We start from the raw sequence: 15,111 nt of genomic DNA, 5'->3' as shown, positions 1-15,111 counted from the left end.
ATCCGCACCGCGGGCACGCCAACCCGGATTCGACCGACAACCCTGCCGCTGGCGAAACTTCGTATGGGTTCGTCATGTCTTTCGATGCAAGTTCTCCGAAGATGGCAGCATCGAGTTGGTGTCGAGGATCAAGAGCTGCTTCCGCGTGCTGACCCAAACCTCGTGGACCTGGGAGCCAAACAGCGATTTGTCGGGTGTGCCCAACCGCTCGATCTCTCCAGTGGCATCCCAGTCGCCCTGGAGTTGCTTGAAGTCGGAATCCTCGGCAACCCTCCGGACGAGCTTTCGAACCACCTCTTCGGTGATCGGTTTACCAACGGCGACCGGTTCACCGGCACGTTTCTTCCGCTGTTTTTTGGTGACTTCGACGCGACAGGTTTCATCCGCATTGCGGTACAGGTTCACACACACAACGAGCACTTCGTTGCCAGACGCGTGCGTTACTTCCGTAAATGTCACGTACGGTTTTCCTGCCGGTGCCAGATCCATGAATCTTTATCGAACGTCTTGGGCCGCCACTCGGATTCCAGGCTAGACATACGTAGTGTGTCTACGTCCAACAGTTCGACAATCAACTCGAACTTCTGCTTCGCTGTTTTCTCACGATCTGGAGCAGGCGTCGTGATCGTGGCGTCAAGATCGAGTTGGGCCGGACTGACGGAAAAATTAGTAACGTACGTCCCAGTTGCCTGCATCCGGATCTCTTGCCCGGTCGACCACTGAACCAAATCAAACGTGCCATTGGGGGCCAATGTTAGACGAATCCTATCGCTACCGGGCGGGGGACCAATCCAGACCCATTCGCCGACCAGCAGGTCCTCCGAAGTGAGTGCGAGGTCGGACGTCTCTACTGTCACCCCTGCGAGAAACTTGCGGACCTGGTCATTGTCATTCGCAACTTGTTCTGTGATCTGCCGCGCTACTTTGGAAGCGAGTTTCGTGTCGCCCACCACCTCTTCTGGTGCGGGCAGATTTTGCGGGAACTTTACATTGACCTGATTCCAGGTCACGCCGTCGGAAGTCAGGTCAACCAGAAATAGCCTGCCTTGGGAGGCATCGGTCGGCTTACCGTTGATAACCAGCTCGGTTGATGTGATGTCGTGCCTATCCATCTGCATTTCGAGGTCAAGCTCGATATCCTTTCCGTCGATGGTAAGGCCGTCCCTGATGGATGCGGTTTCACCATCGAACTGCAGGCCCGTATTACTTGCGCTCGATACGCCAGTCAGCTCCTCGACTTCGTGACGAAAGAGCACGACATAGGAGAAACTGCGCTCACCCTCGGGATTTTCGCACATGCCGAAAAGCACGCCTGGTTCATCCTGCTTCAGGTAAGTGCTGCCGGCAGAGACGTACCAACCGTCGCCGCCACTGCCAGCACCTCCGGAAACTATCGAGAATCCGTCGGTCGCGGAGAAGTAAAACTTGTAGGCCACAACTGCCGCGATGACCCCGAGCACGAGCATCAAAGTGGCGACGACCTTTCGGGGACGAATGTGTGACTTCCAAGATGGGACGTGACGACGAGCAGGCTTCTTAGGGGGTGACTGCAGGTTTTGGGAAAGCGATTCCAGGGCTTCTGCGACCGCCGCCGGGGTTTGAAACCGCGCTTCTGGAGCTTTCGCGGTCATCTTGGCAACGATGGCGACAAGTTCGGGTGGAACGTCGTCGCGGAGGGATTTCAGCGGTTTGGGTTCGGCCTGCGCATGGCTCTTCAACTTCTGCGTCACACTGCCTTCCGCGAATGGCGGGCGGCCCGCGAGCAGGAAGTACAGCGTCGCTCCCAGACTGTAAATGTCGCTACGAATGTCGGCTTTACGAGCGTCGTTGGCTTGTTCGGGGGAAATGAAGTCCGGAGTACCCATGATTGCGCCCGCCGCCGTCAGGTCGCCGCGTGCTTCAACCGTGTCGGCGTCTGCAACCGCTTTGGGCGCGAGCGAAGCGAGACCAAAGTCGAGAATCTTGACCGTGCCGTCCGACGTGACCATCAGGTTGTGGGGCTTGATGTCGCGATGCACCATGCCGCGTTCGTGTGCGTGTTGGAGCCCAATGGCAGCCTGGCAGATGTAGGCACAGGCGTCGGCGACCGGCAAAGCGCCTCGGTCGTTGACCATCTGCGATAGGTCAACTCCGGCGACAAACTCCATCACCATGAAGTGAATGTCGCCGGCCTGCTCGGCGTCGTACGCCGTGACAACGTTGGGGTGAGCCAATTGAGCGGCGGCCTTGACTTCGCGATGAAAGCGATCCACCGCTTCCGGTTTGCGCATCAGTTCCTGCTTGATGACTTTCAGCGCCACCGTCCGCTCCATCATGCGGTGCCTGGCCTCGTAGACATCTCCCATTCCGCCTTTGCCAATCAGTCTGACGATCTCGTAGCGAGGATGTTCGGCCAGAGGCGCAGGAATGTGTTCCGAAGTCAAGGACGATTTGGCGGTCAAGCAGTCGCTATCAAGCGTTAGATCCGTGGGCAATCGCCCGGCTTCCTGTAACAGGCCTGCAAACGTATCCTCGGATGACAATTCAACGATGGTCTCGCAGCAAGGCTCACACTGGCTGATGTGAGTATCGATGGCGACCGCTCGTTCTTCTGGCAACTGCCCCAGGCTGTAGGCACTCAGTTCTTCTCGGCTCGGGTGGGCGGTAGGTTTCGGCATGGATAGCTCTTGCAAGACAGATCTGTTGATTTCGCACCAATTTGGCAGGCGTTTCTGGTCACCGGATGCGGTCCAATGACTCGTTTCCAACTACCAAGACCCGTTCATACGATTTCTTGTCAGCTCTTCGCGAAAAATCCAGAAGAAGACTCGATCAGTCCCTCGGATTCTTGCCGCAACCTCCGAGTAACACGGGACTTAGCGAGGCAGACCGCATTCAGGGATATTCCCATGTCCTGGGCGACAACGTTCGGTTTCAAGCCCTCCAACGCCACACGACAGAACGCCTTCCAGGTAACGGGCTCGAAGTGGGGCTCAGCGAGGGCGAGGAGCTGACGCAGCACATACCGGTCGTGCTCACGATTCCAGATCTGGCTCATTTCGCTGGCCGGATCATCCAGTTGTGCCAATCGGGCGTCGAGTTCCGAGTCGCCTCGTGCTTGCGGACGACGATCGCGAGACCGCCAAAACTTCCGCAGCCGGTTGACCAGGATCGCTTTCAGCCACCCGCGAAAAGCGCCTGGCTGCCCAGCATGTTCGAATTTGTCGAGATCCGTAGCGACGGCCAGCAACACCTCCTGCACCAAATCATCTGCGTCGCTGTCTTGGACGTCGTACTTCCGCAGCCAGACTCGGATCAATGGCGCATAGATTTTGGTGAGCCGATCCCAGCTCTCCGATTCGGGAGAACGTCGGAGGTGATCAAGCAAACTGAGCGACGTCTCATTCATGGGAACCCAACATAGCATGACTGCCAGGATTTGCAGGCAGGTCTCAAGCACTACCGACGATTGTCATCTTTCCACTCGAGGCCGCGCGCCTCACGTTCAGCGATCCTCTGATTGTAGCTCCGATCGCTTGCGGCAACCTGTCGTCTTAGCAGTTCTAGTTCTTCCTGTATCGGCCACGTGAAGAAGACGATATATGCCAAGACAAGCCAGTTCAACGGCGTTCGGGCCAGTCATTGCGGTTGAACCGTGAGATACATGCGATCTGCAACGACGGCTTTCAGATCGGCGTCGACCGCCTCGGCCTGGATGGCTTGCACGGACCTGTCTAAGATTGCCGTCAAGTCTCTTTCCGAGATCCATTTCGTATCAACGACAAAACGCACATCCACGAAGAAGGCTTCGCTGAGGAGTTTGCCGCGTCTTTTTTTAAGTTGGGGAAGTAACATCTTCAAAAATTCGTCGCGTTCAACATCGCGAACTGTTAGGTGCTCAACAAGCCAGAGTTTTGGGTCTTCTTTGGCCTGGACCGCCGGAATCTTCAAGAAACGGGGATCGCCCAACAGCCACTCGCTCAACGTCGTCGAGTCGAGACCTGTGACGAATTCCTTCGCTGCGGATACATCCGATTGCGGCGTGGCTGCTTCGATCGAAATTTGGACAGCCCAGACGAACTCTTTACGAGGTGTGAAGTTCGTATAGGCGGCCATGCCGATAGCGAGTGTGATTGCCAATAAAGCGACCGCGATCAGCAAGGTGCGCAGACCGAATTGGCGTTTGCGGTAGGCGATCCGGACCTTTTCGCGAATTTCTGCAAACTTGGTTTGGGCGACCCTCGACAAATATCCTTCCCAGTAAGGGTTGAAGGGATCGAAGTGGGTTGGCGCTTGAGGCTCTGCAGATGGCGTCTGTTTGGCGGCAGGGAATTCGCGGGATGTGGTCTCAGTAATATCCTCCTTCACTTGACTCGCGTGCTGATACCGGCGCTGTGGATCTTGCTCCAAGGCTTTGAGCACCACATTGTCTAGCCTGACATCCACTTGTACGGTTTCTGACGGGACAGGGAATCGGCCAATCGGAAGCTCTCCCGTGAGCAGCTCGTAGAAGACAACCCCCAAGGAGTAGATGTCGGCACGATGGTCGACCGAAGTCGTCTGCTTCCATTGCTCCGGCGCCATGTAATTGGGAGTTCCCATGACTTGGTGGGTACGGGTGATTTGGGATGTGTCCTCTTCGGTTGTTCGAATCTTGGCAAGTCCGAAGTCTGCGATTTTGACGAGTCGGTTACCATCGAGAAGGATGTTCTCCGGTTTGATGTCGCGGTGAATGATCCCTTGATCGTGGGCGTATTGGAGGGCCTCGCAAATCTGCGGCACGATGGCGAGTGCCTCTGCGGGCGAGAGCTGCCTCGCTTGCATCGCTTGCCTCAGGTTCACACCGTCGATGTATTCCATCACCAGGAAAAACTGGCCATCGCGCTGGCCGAAGTCGTGAATGGCCACGATATTCGGGTGGCTCACGAGGGCCATTGCACGGGCCTCGCGGGTAAACCGTTCGGCGAAGTCGGGATCATGGTCGAATTCGCGGGGCAGCACCTTCAGGGCGATCAGACGATCCAAGTCCCGTTGGCGGGCCTTGTAGACCGCCCCCATTCCCCCCTGTCCCAGCAACTCCAGAATCTCCAGTTGCGGAAAGAGCCGGGCAATTTGCTCGACAGTCAACGGTTCGAATCGGGCTGTCGGCGCGCTGGACGACCTGGTCTCCAACTGCGGATCGACCTCGTCTTCGCTGGCGAAACCGGCCTGGAGCAGACACCGTGGGCACTGGCCCGCCGGGGACTGGTCGGGGATTTCAGCGCCGCATTCAGGACAGCGATGGAGTGAAGGCATCGTTTGGATTCAACAGATGGATCGGGGATTCGGGATATTCTTGGCTCATCCATCCCTATCTAAAGCAGCCCGACGCGTATGTGACAAAAAAAAATCAACCATTTCCCAAAGCCGCCAGAAGGCTCGCTAGTTCCTCGTCCACATCGCCCTCAACAGCGACCGTGCGAGCGACTTCTTCTCGCAGCAGTTCGCGGTAGCGTTTCCGCAGTCGATGGGCATTCTGGCGGGCGCTCTCTGCAGTGATGTGCAATTCGGCAGCGATCGTTTTGTAGTCCAGTCGCTCGCGGTCGCCGGTCAAGGAGTCGCGCAGCAGTTCAAACTGCCGACGCTTGCCGCCCGCTTCGAACTCCCCCTGCAGACGGCAAACCACAACCTCCAACAGGGTTAACGCCCAATTCTTCTCGAACGCCCGCTCGGGCGTCAGGTGATCAACCGGCGTCAGATCCAACCGTGACTCGCCCGCGGCAAGATCGAGCGAGATGCGCTGTCGGCCGCCGCCTCGCTTTTTCGCCTGCGTACGGCCATATTCATTGGCCAAGAAGTGGTCCAGCGACGCCAATAGAAACGACCGGAACCGCCCGCGCTGCGGGTCCGCGATGCGGAGCGACTCTTTCTCCAGCAACCGCACAAAGAACGCCTGCGTCAGATCCTGCGCGTCCGCGACGCCGTATCCGCGACGGCGAATGTACGTATAAAGCGGATACCAGTAGTCTTCGCAAAGCTGCGCCAACGCCGCCGCCGCGGCTCCCGATTCCTCACCAACGCACTCGCCCGCGGACAACACGACGCTCCACTGCGTCGTGGCGAATTGCCGCTTGCCGGCAGGTCTTCGCGAATCGGAACTGTGATGATTCATGATGATGCTAAACCGGATACTCGTGACTTTCGGAAATCCGATACACACGCTCGGCGTGCGACTCGACGATCTTGTCCCAGGCAGGTGGGTCATCACTTGCCATCGCTTCCTCAGGTGAAATTGCTCCGGATGTTGCTTCCTATCCAATGGTCAGAGCATATCGCGACACCTAACCCATAACCGGGAGAATTCCTCGGAAATTCCTCGCTGCCAGAAATACGACGCGCAGATGGCGACTTGCCGACGGACAGAGGTGATCCCCGAAGCCTGACTGCGTTTCGCATGGATGGTCGCAAGTCTGCCCGGCTGGAAACCCAACGTATCACCCTGAGAAGAGTGGGAAATCACTGCCGATCCGCAGACGCTAACGGCACACAGCCCGCCGTAGAGTAACGCGTCTCGAAAACTCGTTAACCTGCGGCGGTTGCTCACGAAGTCTTCGCTAGCGTCTGAACGCTCCGTCTCGGTTCCATGGAAGCGTGTTTTGCTTCGACCTTCTAAGCATGAGTAGCCGCGCACGGTACCAATCACTAATCAGCCATTTCTCGTTTGAGCCAAGCTCTTGCGTACGCCCAATCTCGGTTCACGGTGGCCAAATGGATTTCCAGCGCGTCGGCGATCTCTTCATTGGTCAGACCGACAAAGAACCGAAGCTTGACGAGTCTTGCTTTACGGACATCAACTGCTTCAAGCTCATCGAGTGCCTCATCGAGTTTGATCAGTCTCTCGTCTCGATCCGAAACCTCTGCTTCGGGTGAGAGGGACTCATGCGGAGTACCTTTTCCTCGCTTCTGAGTTTGTCGCTGCCGCGATCGTTCGATCAGAATTCGCCTCATCGCTTCAGCCGCAGCGCCAAAGAAGTGCCCTCGGCTGTTCCACTGGCAATTGGGGTCACGTGACAGCCGAATAAAGGCCTCGTGAACCAATCCGGTTGCGTCGAGCGATTGTCCGGCACGATCGTCACTCAATCGTCTTTTGGCCAGTCGCCGAAGTTCGGTGTAGACCAGCGGAATCAAGTCGTCCGAGGAAAACCTCTCTTGGTCTAGGTCGGAAGACTCGCTCATTGCTGATTCGATGGTTCGTCGCTGGAGTATTTTTTAACCAGCGCCTCGCCGACTTGTAGCAGAATCCGCCGTGTATTCTCCTCACCGAGTTCGCCGTTCAGATCGCTTCTCAACCGGCCGACCGCTGCCGTAACGCGTGCGTCGAACGTCTCGGAATCGAGCTCGATCAATGCAGATGCTTCACGCAAGAAAAGTCGCGAGACGGCCCAGGCGTGGTCCGCTCCAATGTACTTGAACGCTTCACCGTCCGGGCTGGGAATCCTGTCCTCGATAAATCTGCGGGCGTTGTCGAGCTTGCTGAATGCCGCACTGCGATCGCCGAAGCGGTACTCCGTGATCGCGTCAAGGATCATCGATTCGGCTTGCTGTTCCGGGTGGCCATTGTTGTTGTACGATTTGATTTTGACTTTCTTGCCAAGTCGATACTCCAACCAGGGGCCAAGCATTCGTGGGGCGCCGTAGGTGAACCAAGGTGCAACGAGCCGAGCGTATTCCTGCAGGACGGCAGCGTCTTCTGCCGGATAGGAACGACTATCTTCAATCCGACAGTACGCTCGAGCGATATGGATTCCGTCCCACACCCAACAACCGTCTTTGAGTTTCGCCAGCTCGATCAGGCGATTTTGACAACACTCTAGCGAGGCTTGATCGCCAAGCCACTGTGACGTGATGGCATACCAATCCGTCGTCCTGAAGCCCGGGCACATTTCGAAGGCAACTGCGAATGCTTCATGTGCTGCCTCCATTTGTTCGCTGCGAACGGCTTGCAACCCGCTGAGCCAGTGGAGGTAGTAGTGCGACGGATACTCTTCGACAAGCCGTCGCAACGCTTCGTCTTCATTTTTTGAAACGGTCTGCTCGGTTTCAAGGTTTTTCACTTTGTCCCGTGCTTGAGCAACCAAATCTGGCGGTGTCGGCAGTCCGCCTTCGACGTAGTTCTTGGCCCTCTCGAGTCCCAGCACGCTGAGCCAGTCTTGAGCCTCCTGTCCGCGGCCTTGGTCGGCTGCCAAGTGTGCACGCAACACAAACTCGAGACCCCATGTGAAGGGAAGTGATTCGCACGCTTTCAGATGCTCTGTAGCATTTTCGCGGTCTCGCTCACGAAAGGCCGCGAGGGCCTTGCCAAGTTCCGGCCAAGCGAACTGTGGGATCAGTTCGCTGATTTCAGAAAGAGTTTGCTTGCTTTGCTGAAACTCGGAAGAGTCTGCACTCTCAGCGGCCAGCAGGGCTTTCAGCGAGTGTCGGGTGAGTGCCGATGCGAGATACTGGCGTAATCGTTGTGTTGCAGCATCCGTATTGCCAAGCGCTCTTTCTGCATCGGCGACTGCCTCACGCAACAAGGCAATTTCGCCATCGAGGTCGGGTGAGAGGACGGCTTGATAATATTGGGCATCCGCAAGTAGTCGGGCGTCATCCGCGGTCGAACCATGCGTCTTCAGCGTTGCGATCATGTCCGGGAGCAGTTCCTTGGCTTTTGCACGCCCCGCTTTCGACCCCACCAAGGCCTTGGTCTTCGTCCAAATGTAGTCCACTTTGTCCCGCCATGATTTCGGTTGGTATCCCGTTTTCCCAACGTGCTTGGACAGAAATCGGTCGACTTCATCGGCCATCTGTTCATTGTCGACGCTGTGCCCTATTCCTACGAGCAGATGCTCTTTCTGCTCAGGATTTGCACCGAGCAACCGGAAAAGCGGTTTCTGCGAACTCTCTGACGGAAAAATAAAATCATCGATTCCGTTGAGCATCAGGGCAGGTTGTGTAGCACGCGGGGCAAAGTGCACCGTATCGATTACCTCCTCGGTCCCGCTTCGCGGAGCACCGCCGTTGAGATAAATTGCCACTTCGATGCGAGGATCGAGCGCTGCGGCGATCGGACCGACGCGGGCACCATAACTGCTTCCCATATACCCGATCGTCGCATCGCCATAAGACTCCGACGCGACGAGAAAGTCGATACAACGAAAAACATCCTTGATTTGTCGGGTGATCGCTTTGGTCTGGTCGGATTCTCCAAGAGCTTCTTTTCTGCGTTCATACATGCCATAAGTATTCTTGCCAATCATACTTCGGGTTGCTCGGGACTTGCCATGAATGAGCCGGATCCTCCTGCTGTTGAGGATGAAGTGCGTCGGCACATCGTTCGATTCAGAAACCCGCTTCAACCGCGACCGTGACGAGGCGAGGATGCCAGGTTTCGATTGTCGTCAGCTTTTCGCTGTGCTTGATGATGGGATCCCTGGTTCTCGTGTTATACAAGAGCCGCCCGTTCAATCCGAAGCCTGGGTCCAGACGCCTTGGCCGCCTTACATCGACATCGAGCGATCTTGGGGCGGGCATGGCTGAATGCGCGTAGGGAATGAATCGGGCCTTTGTCTGCGAATCCCGTCAGCCCTAGAACTCGCGCGGACGCACTGATCTCCGCGCCTGAGGAGATCCGCTCGATCACCGAGGTGGAGATTCACCTCCGGCACGAAGCGAGATCTCTTCGTGCTAGAGGTTGCATCGACGGCCGCGAATTCGCGAATTCGTTCCGCCGCACACTTTGTGAAATCTCGGATCAGTTTTCGGCGAAGTGTCCAGCTAAGCCAGCAACCTGCAGAGGTCTTCTAGCCGCAGTGGTGAAGCCGTTTTTTTCGCGACAGCGATTGGTCCAACTTCGCTCAACAAGCAATCTGCCCAGCTACCGCAAGATTCTCGTCATTCACTCGGTGATCTGCTCGTTGAGTGCGGCTCGTGTTGCTGCAACGAGATGCTGACATGTCACACGAAAGCTTGGGTCTCCTACGCAACCAGCCGGATTGTGACGTAATTGGCTGAACGAACCATGCAATTGGTTGCAACCTGTGGAACGGACCAGCGACACGGCATTGCCCGGCGAGATGCCCGAACCGGCCATGATCCTTCGATTCGCCAAGTTTCGCGTCGCTGGCGAGCTTGTCGACCCTTTCTGGCGAACGGGCTGCTGCGAGAAGACTGAACAGTACTCCGAACCTTAGGTACTCAGGACAAAGGTCGGCGAAGGACTTCGCGTAGGCGATGTTGTGCGTCTCGGCGTCTAGATTGGGAGTGGCAGAAAGGCCAACGATGCTCGCCTTTCCGAGGAACTGGCTGAGCAGTTTTTTTCCTTGCGTCGCCTTTGCGGCCCAGTGACATTCGTCCACAACCACGAGGAGCGGGCCTCGATCAGACTGGGGAAACACGAGACCGTTAGCGCTTCGGGAACACCAAGTTTGCACGGTCGAGAAGAGGAACCTCGCGTTGAGCTTTTCGCGGAATTCTGGAAGGCCTTTGCCAAATTTCCCGATCTGCGATGGAACGATGACGCCGGTGTCGATCAATCCGCGTGACGCCTGCGCCACAAGCTCCCAGCGGTTCGCGAGCCAAAGGACATTGCCCCTTGGATGGCGTATGAGGTGCCGGCACGCGATGTTGAGGGCACCAAGGTTTTTCCTCGCTCTCCTCATTGGCGAGCGTTATTTGGCCGCCCCCAACCGTAAGCCCTCGGCTTCTGCTACCGAAAGGGCCCGCTCGTACACGATGAACTCATCGATTTGCCCGTGGAAGGTGTGGCCCGTCCGTGGGTCGCGGAACGACCATACCTTTTCCGAATCCGAGACGTTGTGGAGGATCCTATTGAGCGACTCCGCGGCAATCGATCTCGGGCGAATCCGCATATTTCGCTGACTACCGGCGTCCAGCGATTCCGGGGCGAATGCCCCCGCCGGTACGGTGGAACAGCGCTGGACCGCCTTCCCGTTCAGGAACACGCGGGATTCGAATTCGTCACGTCGCGCGACGTAGACGAGGTCGTACCACTTACCCGCTTCGACGGGTCCCGCGTCCATCTCCCGCGAGCGATAACGCCGATCCCCGCTTTCCAGATTTACGAGGAGATGGCCGTCCTTGACTCGCACCCGGAACCAGCCCGTTTCCGGCCCGCAGGTCAAAACGGGCTGTTCCTCGACCTCCACGTTGTTGAGTTGGAACCGGACGGCAACCGCGAAGGACCGGTAATTCAGTGACGGGGTTTTGATGCGAAGCGGAGTCTCGCTCGCTATGCGAATCTGTCCGTCACTGATGAAGGCTCCCTTATGCACAGTAACGTCTTGCGTGATCACCTTGCTGTCTGCGCCGGCAATGTCCCGGACTCGATCGTTGAACCGAAAATGAGCGAGTGGTTTCGCGGTCTTGAGAAGCGACTTCTTAACTCGCTCGGCCTCACTCCGATCGAGAGCGGCGCAAACATCGACGCCGCTGATGACGCCCCCGGCGGGGAAGGGCTCCTCTCCCCACCATTTATCCCCGTCTAAGCGGACCGACCACCGGGTCTTTTTTCCGGGTTTCAAGGCCCGGATGCGACGGCTCAGTTCCGCCTGGGCTTCCTTCGTGAAACCCACCTCCAGCACGATTCGTCGGGTGCGATCAATCGGATTGTGCACGCTGCTTTTCAGTTTGCAAGATTGGACATGTTCTTTGCTGACCACAAACAGTGGCTTCTGATGCGGATACACGTTCACGTCATCGAAGAAGGGGTGGCCACCAAAGGCGAACTTCTTGTTGCGGGCGGGTGGCTCCAAGGGCTTCGGGCCCGTGACACCCTCGATCGGCCTATACTCGATCGCGAAGATTTCGACCTTCGCCGACGCGTCGGGTTTCGGGAGCGGTGCCGGACGAGCATCTTTGGCGGTCGGCCGGTCTTGATTCTCATCGCTGGCGTCTTCTTGCTCTGCGGGCGGGGCGGTTGGTTGGCCCCACGATTGCCGGATGAGCACGAAGTTGGCTGCGATTCCCACTACGATCAGAATGGTGATGAGCACGAACTCCTTCGAATCAAACATGGTTTGACTGGCTTCCTAAGAGAGAGAAATGGCGGTTACAGGCAACAGATCTTTCACCAAGTTAGTGCGAGTGACGTGAGCGAGCACTCCCTGTCTCCGAGTTTAGCGTCGCTCACAACAGCATGATTGATTCCTGTTATTCATAATCGAGGACCGACGACTCCAGGTGAGCGGGTGCTGACCGAGAAAACGAACCGGAAGTAGATGTGGAACTTGGGCGGGGACAGATCGCGATTCTCCCGGCAACGGCGGATTCGGCTTTTGGATGCACACTTCTCGGAAGTCCAGTCCAAGTTTTCGCTAAGAGTGCGCCTAAAACACTAAGAGAACTTGCGCTCGGTCGATGCTCACCGCTGCGACATCGGTTGTCAGTCTTTGTTGCTCGACTGGATAACGAACGATGGGCAAGACGATGGGGGCAAAACGATCGCAGGCGGAAATTGTTTTGCCCCCATTGTTTTGCCGTTGATCCGAGGATGGGGCAACGATCGTGCAATGGGACCAATAGGACGCATAGGACGTATGGGCCCCATCTGTCCTATTGGTCCTATCGATCGCGGGACCCTTCACCGCGTCGGTTGGACCAACCGACGCAGGTTCCCCAACAGGCTTCGGCGCGTCGGTGCCGGAGACCTCCGCAGGCGGTTTTCAGATCCGAGTGCTTCGAACCCGTGGCAAGCGAGTCGCACGCCGCACTCGGCAGCTTCGAGCTTGAATTCTCGCCGACATCGGGGCGATACGCCTATTTCTTCATCACCGCGGCGATGGTACGGAAGAACTTGGGTGACCACTCACCGCTGCGGGGGCCGCTCCGCTTACGCACCTGCGTGATGATCAGCTGGGCGTCGGGATCGATGACGAACACGCAGCCGGAAAAGGAGCCGTGTCCGATGGTGCGCGGGCCGAACAGTTGGTCTTCGTCGCGCTGCGAGCCCCGCGGCGCGTCGTGCTTGAGGTGCCTCATGAAATGGATGCCGATCCCTTCGCTGTCCCAGCCCCCGCGATCCGCGACACGCAGCGGCTCGGGCATCAGACGCTCGAACGTCGCTGGCCGGATGAACTCCAGTGGGCCGTAGCTCCCGCGGTTGAGCACCCATTGGGCCAGGATGCCCAGTTCGATTGCGCTGAACTCGCCGGCCGAGCTGGCGTTGCCGATCGGAACGTCGCCAAGCTCTAAGGGTCGGAAGAGGTGCTCGTCGTAAAGCCGCACCGCGCTCTGGCCGGCGACAATTTCCATCGCCTTCACAGCCAGCTCGAAGCCCAAACCGCTGTAGGCATACTTCACGCCCGGCTGGTTCACGTCGATCCCGTTGAGCACGATGTTTTCAAGTTGCGGGTTACGCATGCCGCCGAACTCACCGAGGCCCGCCAGTCCAGAGGTGTGGTTGAAGCACTGCCGGAAAGTGGGGACGTGCGGGTCGTTCTTCGGATAGTCTGGAAAGACGGTGGCCAGCGAATCGTCTAGCTCGATCAGCCCCTGGTCGAGAAACAAGCTGAACAGGATGCCGGTGACCGTCTTCGTGATCGATGCGACCGAGCAGCGGTAGTCGCGGTCGATGGGCTGCCCGCTCGCGTCGCAACCGAAGGCCTCGTGAGTGATGATCACGCCGCGGCGCGCGACAAGCGTCACAAAGGGCTCGGCAGTGTCCTCGGCCCACGCCCGGCACACGGCGTCGATCCGGGCCTTGGCGTCGGGCATCACGCCAGCCTCGGCGGCCGTGCCCTGGTGCAATCGAGTTGCCGGCTGATCGCGTCGACGAGGTGGACGCAACCGTCTCACGTTGTCCTGCAATCCTTGCACCTTCAGCTTCAAGGCCAAGTGACAGTCGTCGTTCATCACGGCGGCCGATTCGACGTATCGCGCCGGGCGTCCGTGTGGCTTGGCCTCGGTGATTCCGGCTACCAGGATCGCGCCCTTCTCGCTATTGAGGACCGCCTTCACGACGATGTCGTTCGCCAGGCGGATGATTTCTGCTTCGTGCTCCACCACAACCGTCGGTGCCTTGGGACCCGGAAAGTTGGGAAACGCGACGGTCAGGTCGGGCGAAAACGAACCGGTTATCTGCTTGGGTAAGCCATAGAACGTCAACGAGCGACGGAGCGGCGTGCCATTGGGCGCGATGCCCTCGATCCATGCGAGCCAGCGCCCGGGCGCGTCAGGGGACTCGGCCTCGCGGAGCGTCGCGTCGAACCAGCGCACGCGCAGAGGTTGCTTGCACCCGAGGAGCCTGACCGTCTCTGCGTCGCGCCATAGGATGCGGGGTGTCTCGCCGGGCTTGAAGAACCAGGAACCCGACTTGGCCAGCATCAACTCCTGCGACTGGAACTCGCGGCGCTCCTGGCGCCTGCGCTCTGCCAAAGGTACGTCCGGCTTGGTGGCCTCGGTGTTCGATGGAGCCTCGTTGATCTGCCCCAAACAGCGATGCCCAGGCAACGCGACCAGGAAGAGGATCGAGAGCAACAATGAGACGCAGGCGAGCCGAGCGGTGTGCTTCATCCCCACATTCTCCTGCAACGAACAAGCGATGGCAAGTCATTGGAGCGGGAGGTCCCACACGTAGCCACGGTCGGCAGGGACTGTACCGCGAGTCGTTCGTTTGATGGCGTTGGACAACCCAGCGTTGATCGTGCTGGTCTCGGATTTTGATGGAGACCGCGTCCCAACTGCCATGATCGTTGCCGAAGACGGCGAATACCAGCCACGCAGACAGCTCATGGATTTCCATGGCTTTCTGCCAACCTGTCGAGAGGGTGAAAGATTGAGGCGCGTTCGTGTCAGCCTCGATCCCAGCTTCATTGCTCACGCACACGCTTTTCATACCGCCAAAACGAATGGTGCCATTTGTTTTCAAGGCGGCTGGCGTTCATCGCGAAGCCCTTCGCGCATCAAGTCAAGCGCGTGCACGTAGTCCGGAAAGTGAGTTTCGCAGACATGGCGGATCGCATCGTTGCCTTAACAAATGCAAACCTCTCGATCCGCTTCGGCGAACCGTTTAAGCCAAACTCCCGCTCCAATGGCCTCGCCAAAGTCTCACGGGCACTCCGCACTAGCGGGCTGTCGTTTTTGTGAGCCGCGACG

The 15,111-nt window shown here is 57.9% G+C and carries 10 protein-coding genes; all 10 read right to left on the bottom strand.

Going from position 1 to position 15,111, the window contains the following annotated elements:
* Positions 1-72: 72 nt before the first annotated feature.
* On the bottom strand, positions 73-459 hold the full coding sequence (locus NZK35_RS18240; RefSeq protein WP_259633970.1) for a hypothetical protein: 387 nt from the start codon (positions 457-459) through the stop codon (positions 73-75).
* On the bottom strand, positions 456-2,657 hold the full coding sequence (locus NZK35_RS18235) for a serine/threonine protein kinase (RefSeq protein ID WP_259633969.1): 2,202 nt from the start codon (positions 2,655-2,657) through the stop codon (positions 456-458). The genes NZK35_RS18240 and NZK35_RS18235 overlap by 4 nt, the downstream gene beginning before the upstream one ends.
* 119 nt (positions 2,658-2,776) lie before the next feature.
* On the bottom strand, positions 2,777-3,388 hold the full coding sequence (locus NZK35_RS18230) for an RNA polymerase sigma factor (protein WP_259633968.1): 612 nt from the start codon (positions 3,386-3,388) through the stop codon (positions 2,777-2,779).
* Positions 3,389-3,618: 230 nt separating this feature from the next.
* On the bottom strand, positions 3,619-5,274 hold the full coding sequence (locus tag NZK35_RS18225) for a serine/threonine-protein kinase (protein WP_259633967.1): 1,656 nt from the start codon (positions 5,272-5,274) through the stop codon (positions 3,619-3,621).
* A gap of 94 nt (positions 5,275-5,368) precedes the next feature.
* Positions 5,369-6,130 (bottom strand): RNA polymerase sigma factor, encoded by a 762-nt coding sequence (locus NZK35_RS18220; protein ID WP_259633966.1) that lies wholly within the window; start codon positions 6,128-6,130, stop codon positions 5,369-5,371.
* Between the two features lie 530 nt (positions 6,131-6,660).
* Complete coding sequence (locus tag NZK35_RS18215; RefSeq protein WP_259633965.1) at positions 6,661-7,194, bottom strand: ECF-type sigma factor; 534 nt, start codon at positions 7,192-7,194, stop codon at positions 6,661-6,663.
* Positions 7,191-9,233, bottom strand: a complete 2,043-nt coding sequence (locus NZK35_RS18210) for a tetratricopeptide repeat protein (RefSeq protein ID WP_259633964.1) — start codon at positions 9,231-9,233, stop codon at positions 7,191-7,193. Before NZK35_RS18210 ends, NZK35_RS18215 begins: the two co-directional genes overlap by 4 nt.
* A gap of 621 nt (positions 9,234-9,854) precedes the next feature.
* Positions 9,855-10,658 (bottom strand): DEAD/DEAH box helicase family protein, encoded by an 804-nt coding sequence (locus NZK35_RS35090; RefSeq protein ID WP_259633963.1) that lies wholly within the window; start codon positions 10,656-10,658, stop codon positions 9,855-9,857.
* A 9-nt stretch (positions 10,659-10,667) separates the two neighbouring features.
* A complete protein-coding gene (locus NZK35_RS18200; protein WP_259633962.1) occupies positions 10,668-12,032 on the bottom strand; it encodes a LamG domain-containing protein in 1,365 nt (454 codons plus the stop codon).
* Positions 12,033-12,774: 742 nt separating this feature from the next.
* A complete protein-coding gene (locus NZK35_RS18195; RefSeq protein ID WP_259633961.1) occupies positions 12,775-14,529 on the bottom strand; it encodes a serine hydrolase domain-containing protein in 1,755 nt (584 codons plus the stop codon).
* Positions 14,530-15,111 lie beyond the last annotated feature (582 nt).

It is taken from the genome of Stieleria sedimenti (assembly GCF_025060895.1).
In the GTDB taxonomy this organism is placed as follows: domain Bacteria; phylum Planctomycetota; class Planctomycetia; order Pirellulales; family Pirellulaceae; genus Stieleria; species Stieleria sedimenti.
The sequence above is the reverse complement of the archived record's forward strand: the minus strand, read 5'-3'. Positions and strand labels throughout refer to the sequence as shown.

Bases quoted from the DNA above. Each gene is read 5' to 3' on its own strand.
- NZK35_RS18235 (WP_259633969.1), bottom strand. From the start codon at position 2,657: ATGCCGAAACCTACCGCCCACCCGAGCCGAGAAGAACTGAGTGCCTAC.
- NZK35_RS18230 (WP_259633968.1), bottom strand. From the start codon at position 3,388: ATGAATGAGACGTCGCTCAGTTTGCTTGATCACCTCCGACGTTCTCCC.
- NZK35_RS18225 (WP_259633967.1), bottom strand. From the start codon at position 5,274: ATGCCTTCACTCCATCGCTGTCCTGAATGCGGCGCTGAAATCCCCGAC.
- NZK35_RS18220 (WP_259633966.1), bottom strand. From the start codon at position 6,130: ATGAATCATCACAGTTCCGATTCGCGAAGACCTGCCGGCAAGCGGCAA.
- NZK35_RS18215 (WP_259633965.1), bottom strand. From the start codon at position 7,194: ATGAGCGAGTCTTCCGACCTAGACCAAGAGAGGTTTTCCTCGGACGAC.
- NZK35_RS18210 (WP_259633964.1), bottom strand. From the start codon at position 9,233: ATGTATGAACGCAGAAAAGAAGCTCTTGGAGAATCCGACCAGACCAAA.
- NZK35_RS35090 (WP_259633963.1), bottom strand. From the start codon at position 10,658: ATGAGGAGAGCGAGGAAAAACCTTGGTGCCCTCAACATCGCGTGCCGG.
- NZK35_RS18200 (WP_259633962.1), bottom strand. From the start codon at position 12,032: ATGTTTGATTCGAAGGAGTTCGTGCTCATCACCATTCTGATCGTAGTG.
- NZK35_RS18195 (WP_259633961.1), bottom strand. From the start codon at position 14,529: ATGAAGCACACCGCTCGGCTCGCCTGCGTCTCATTGTTGCTCTCGATC.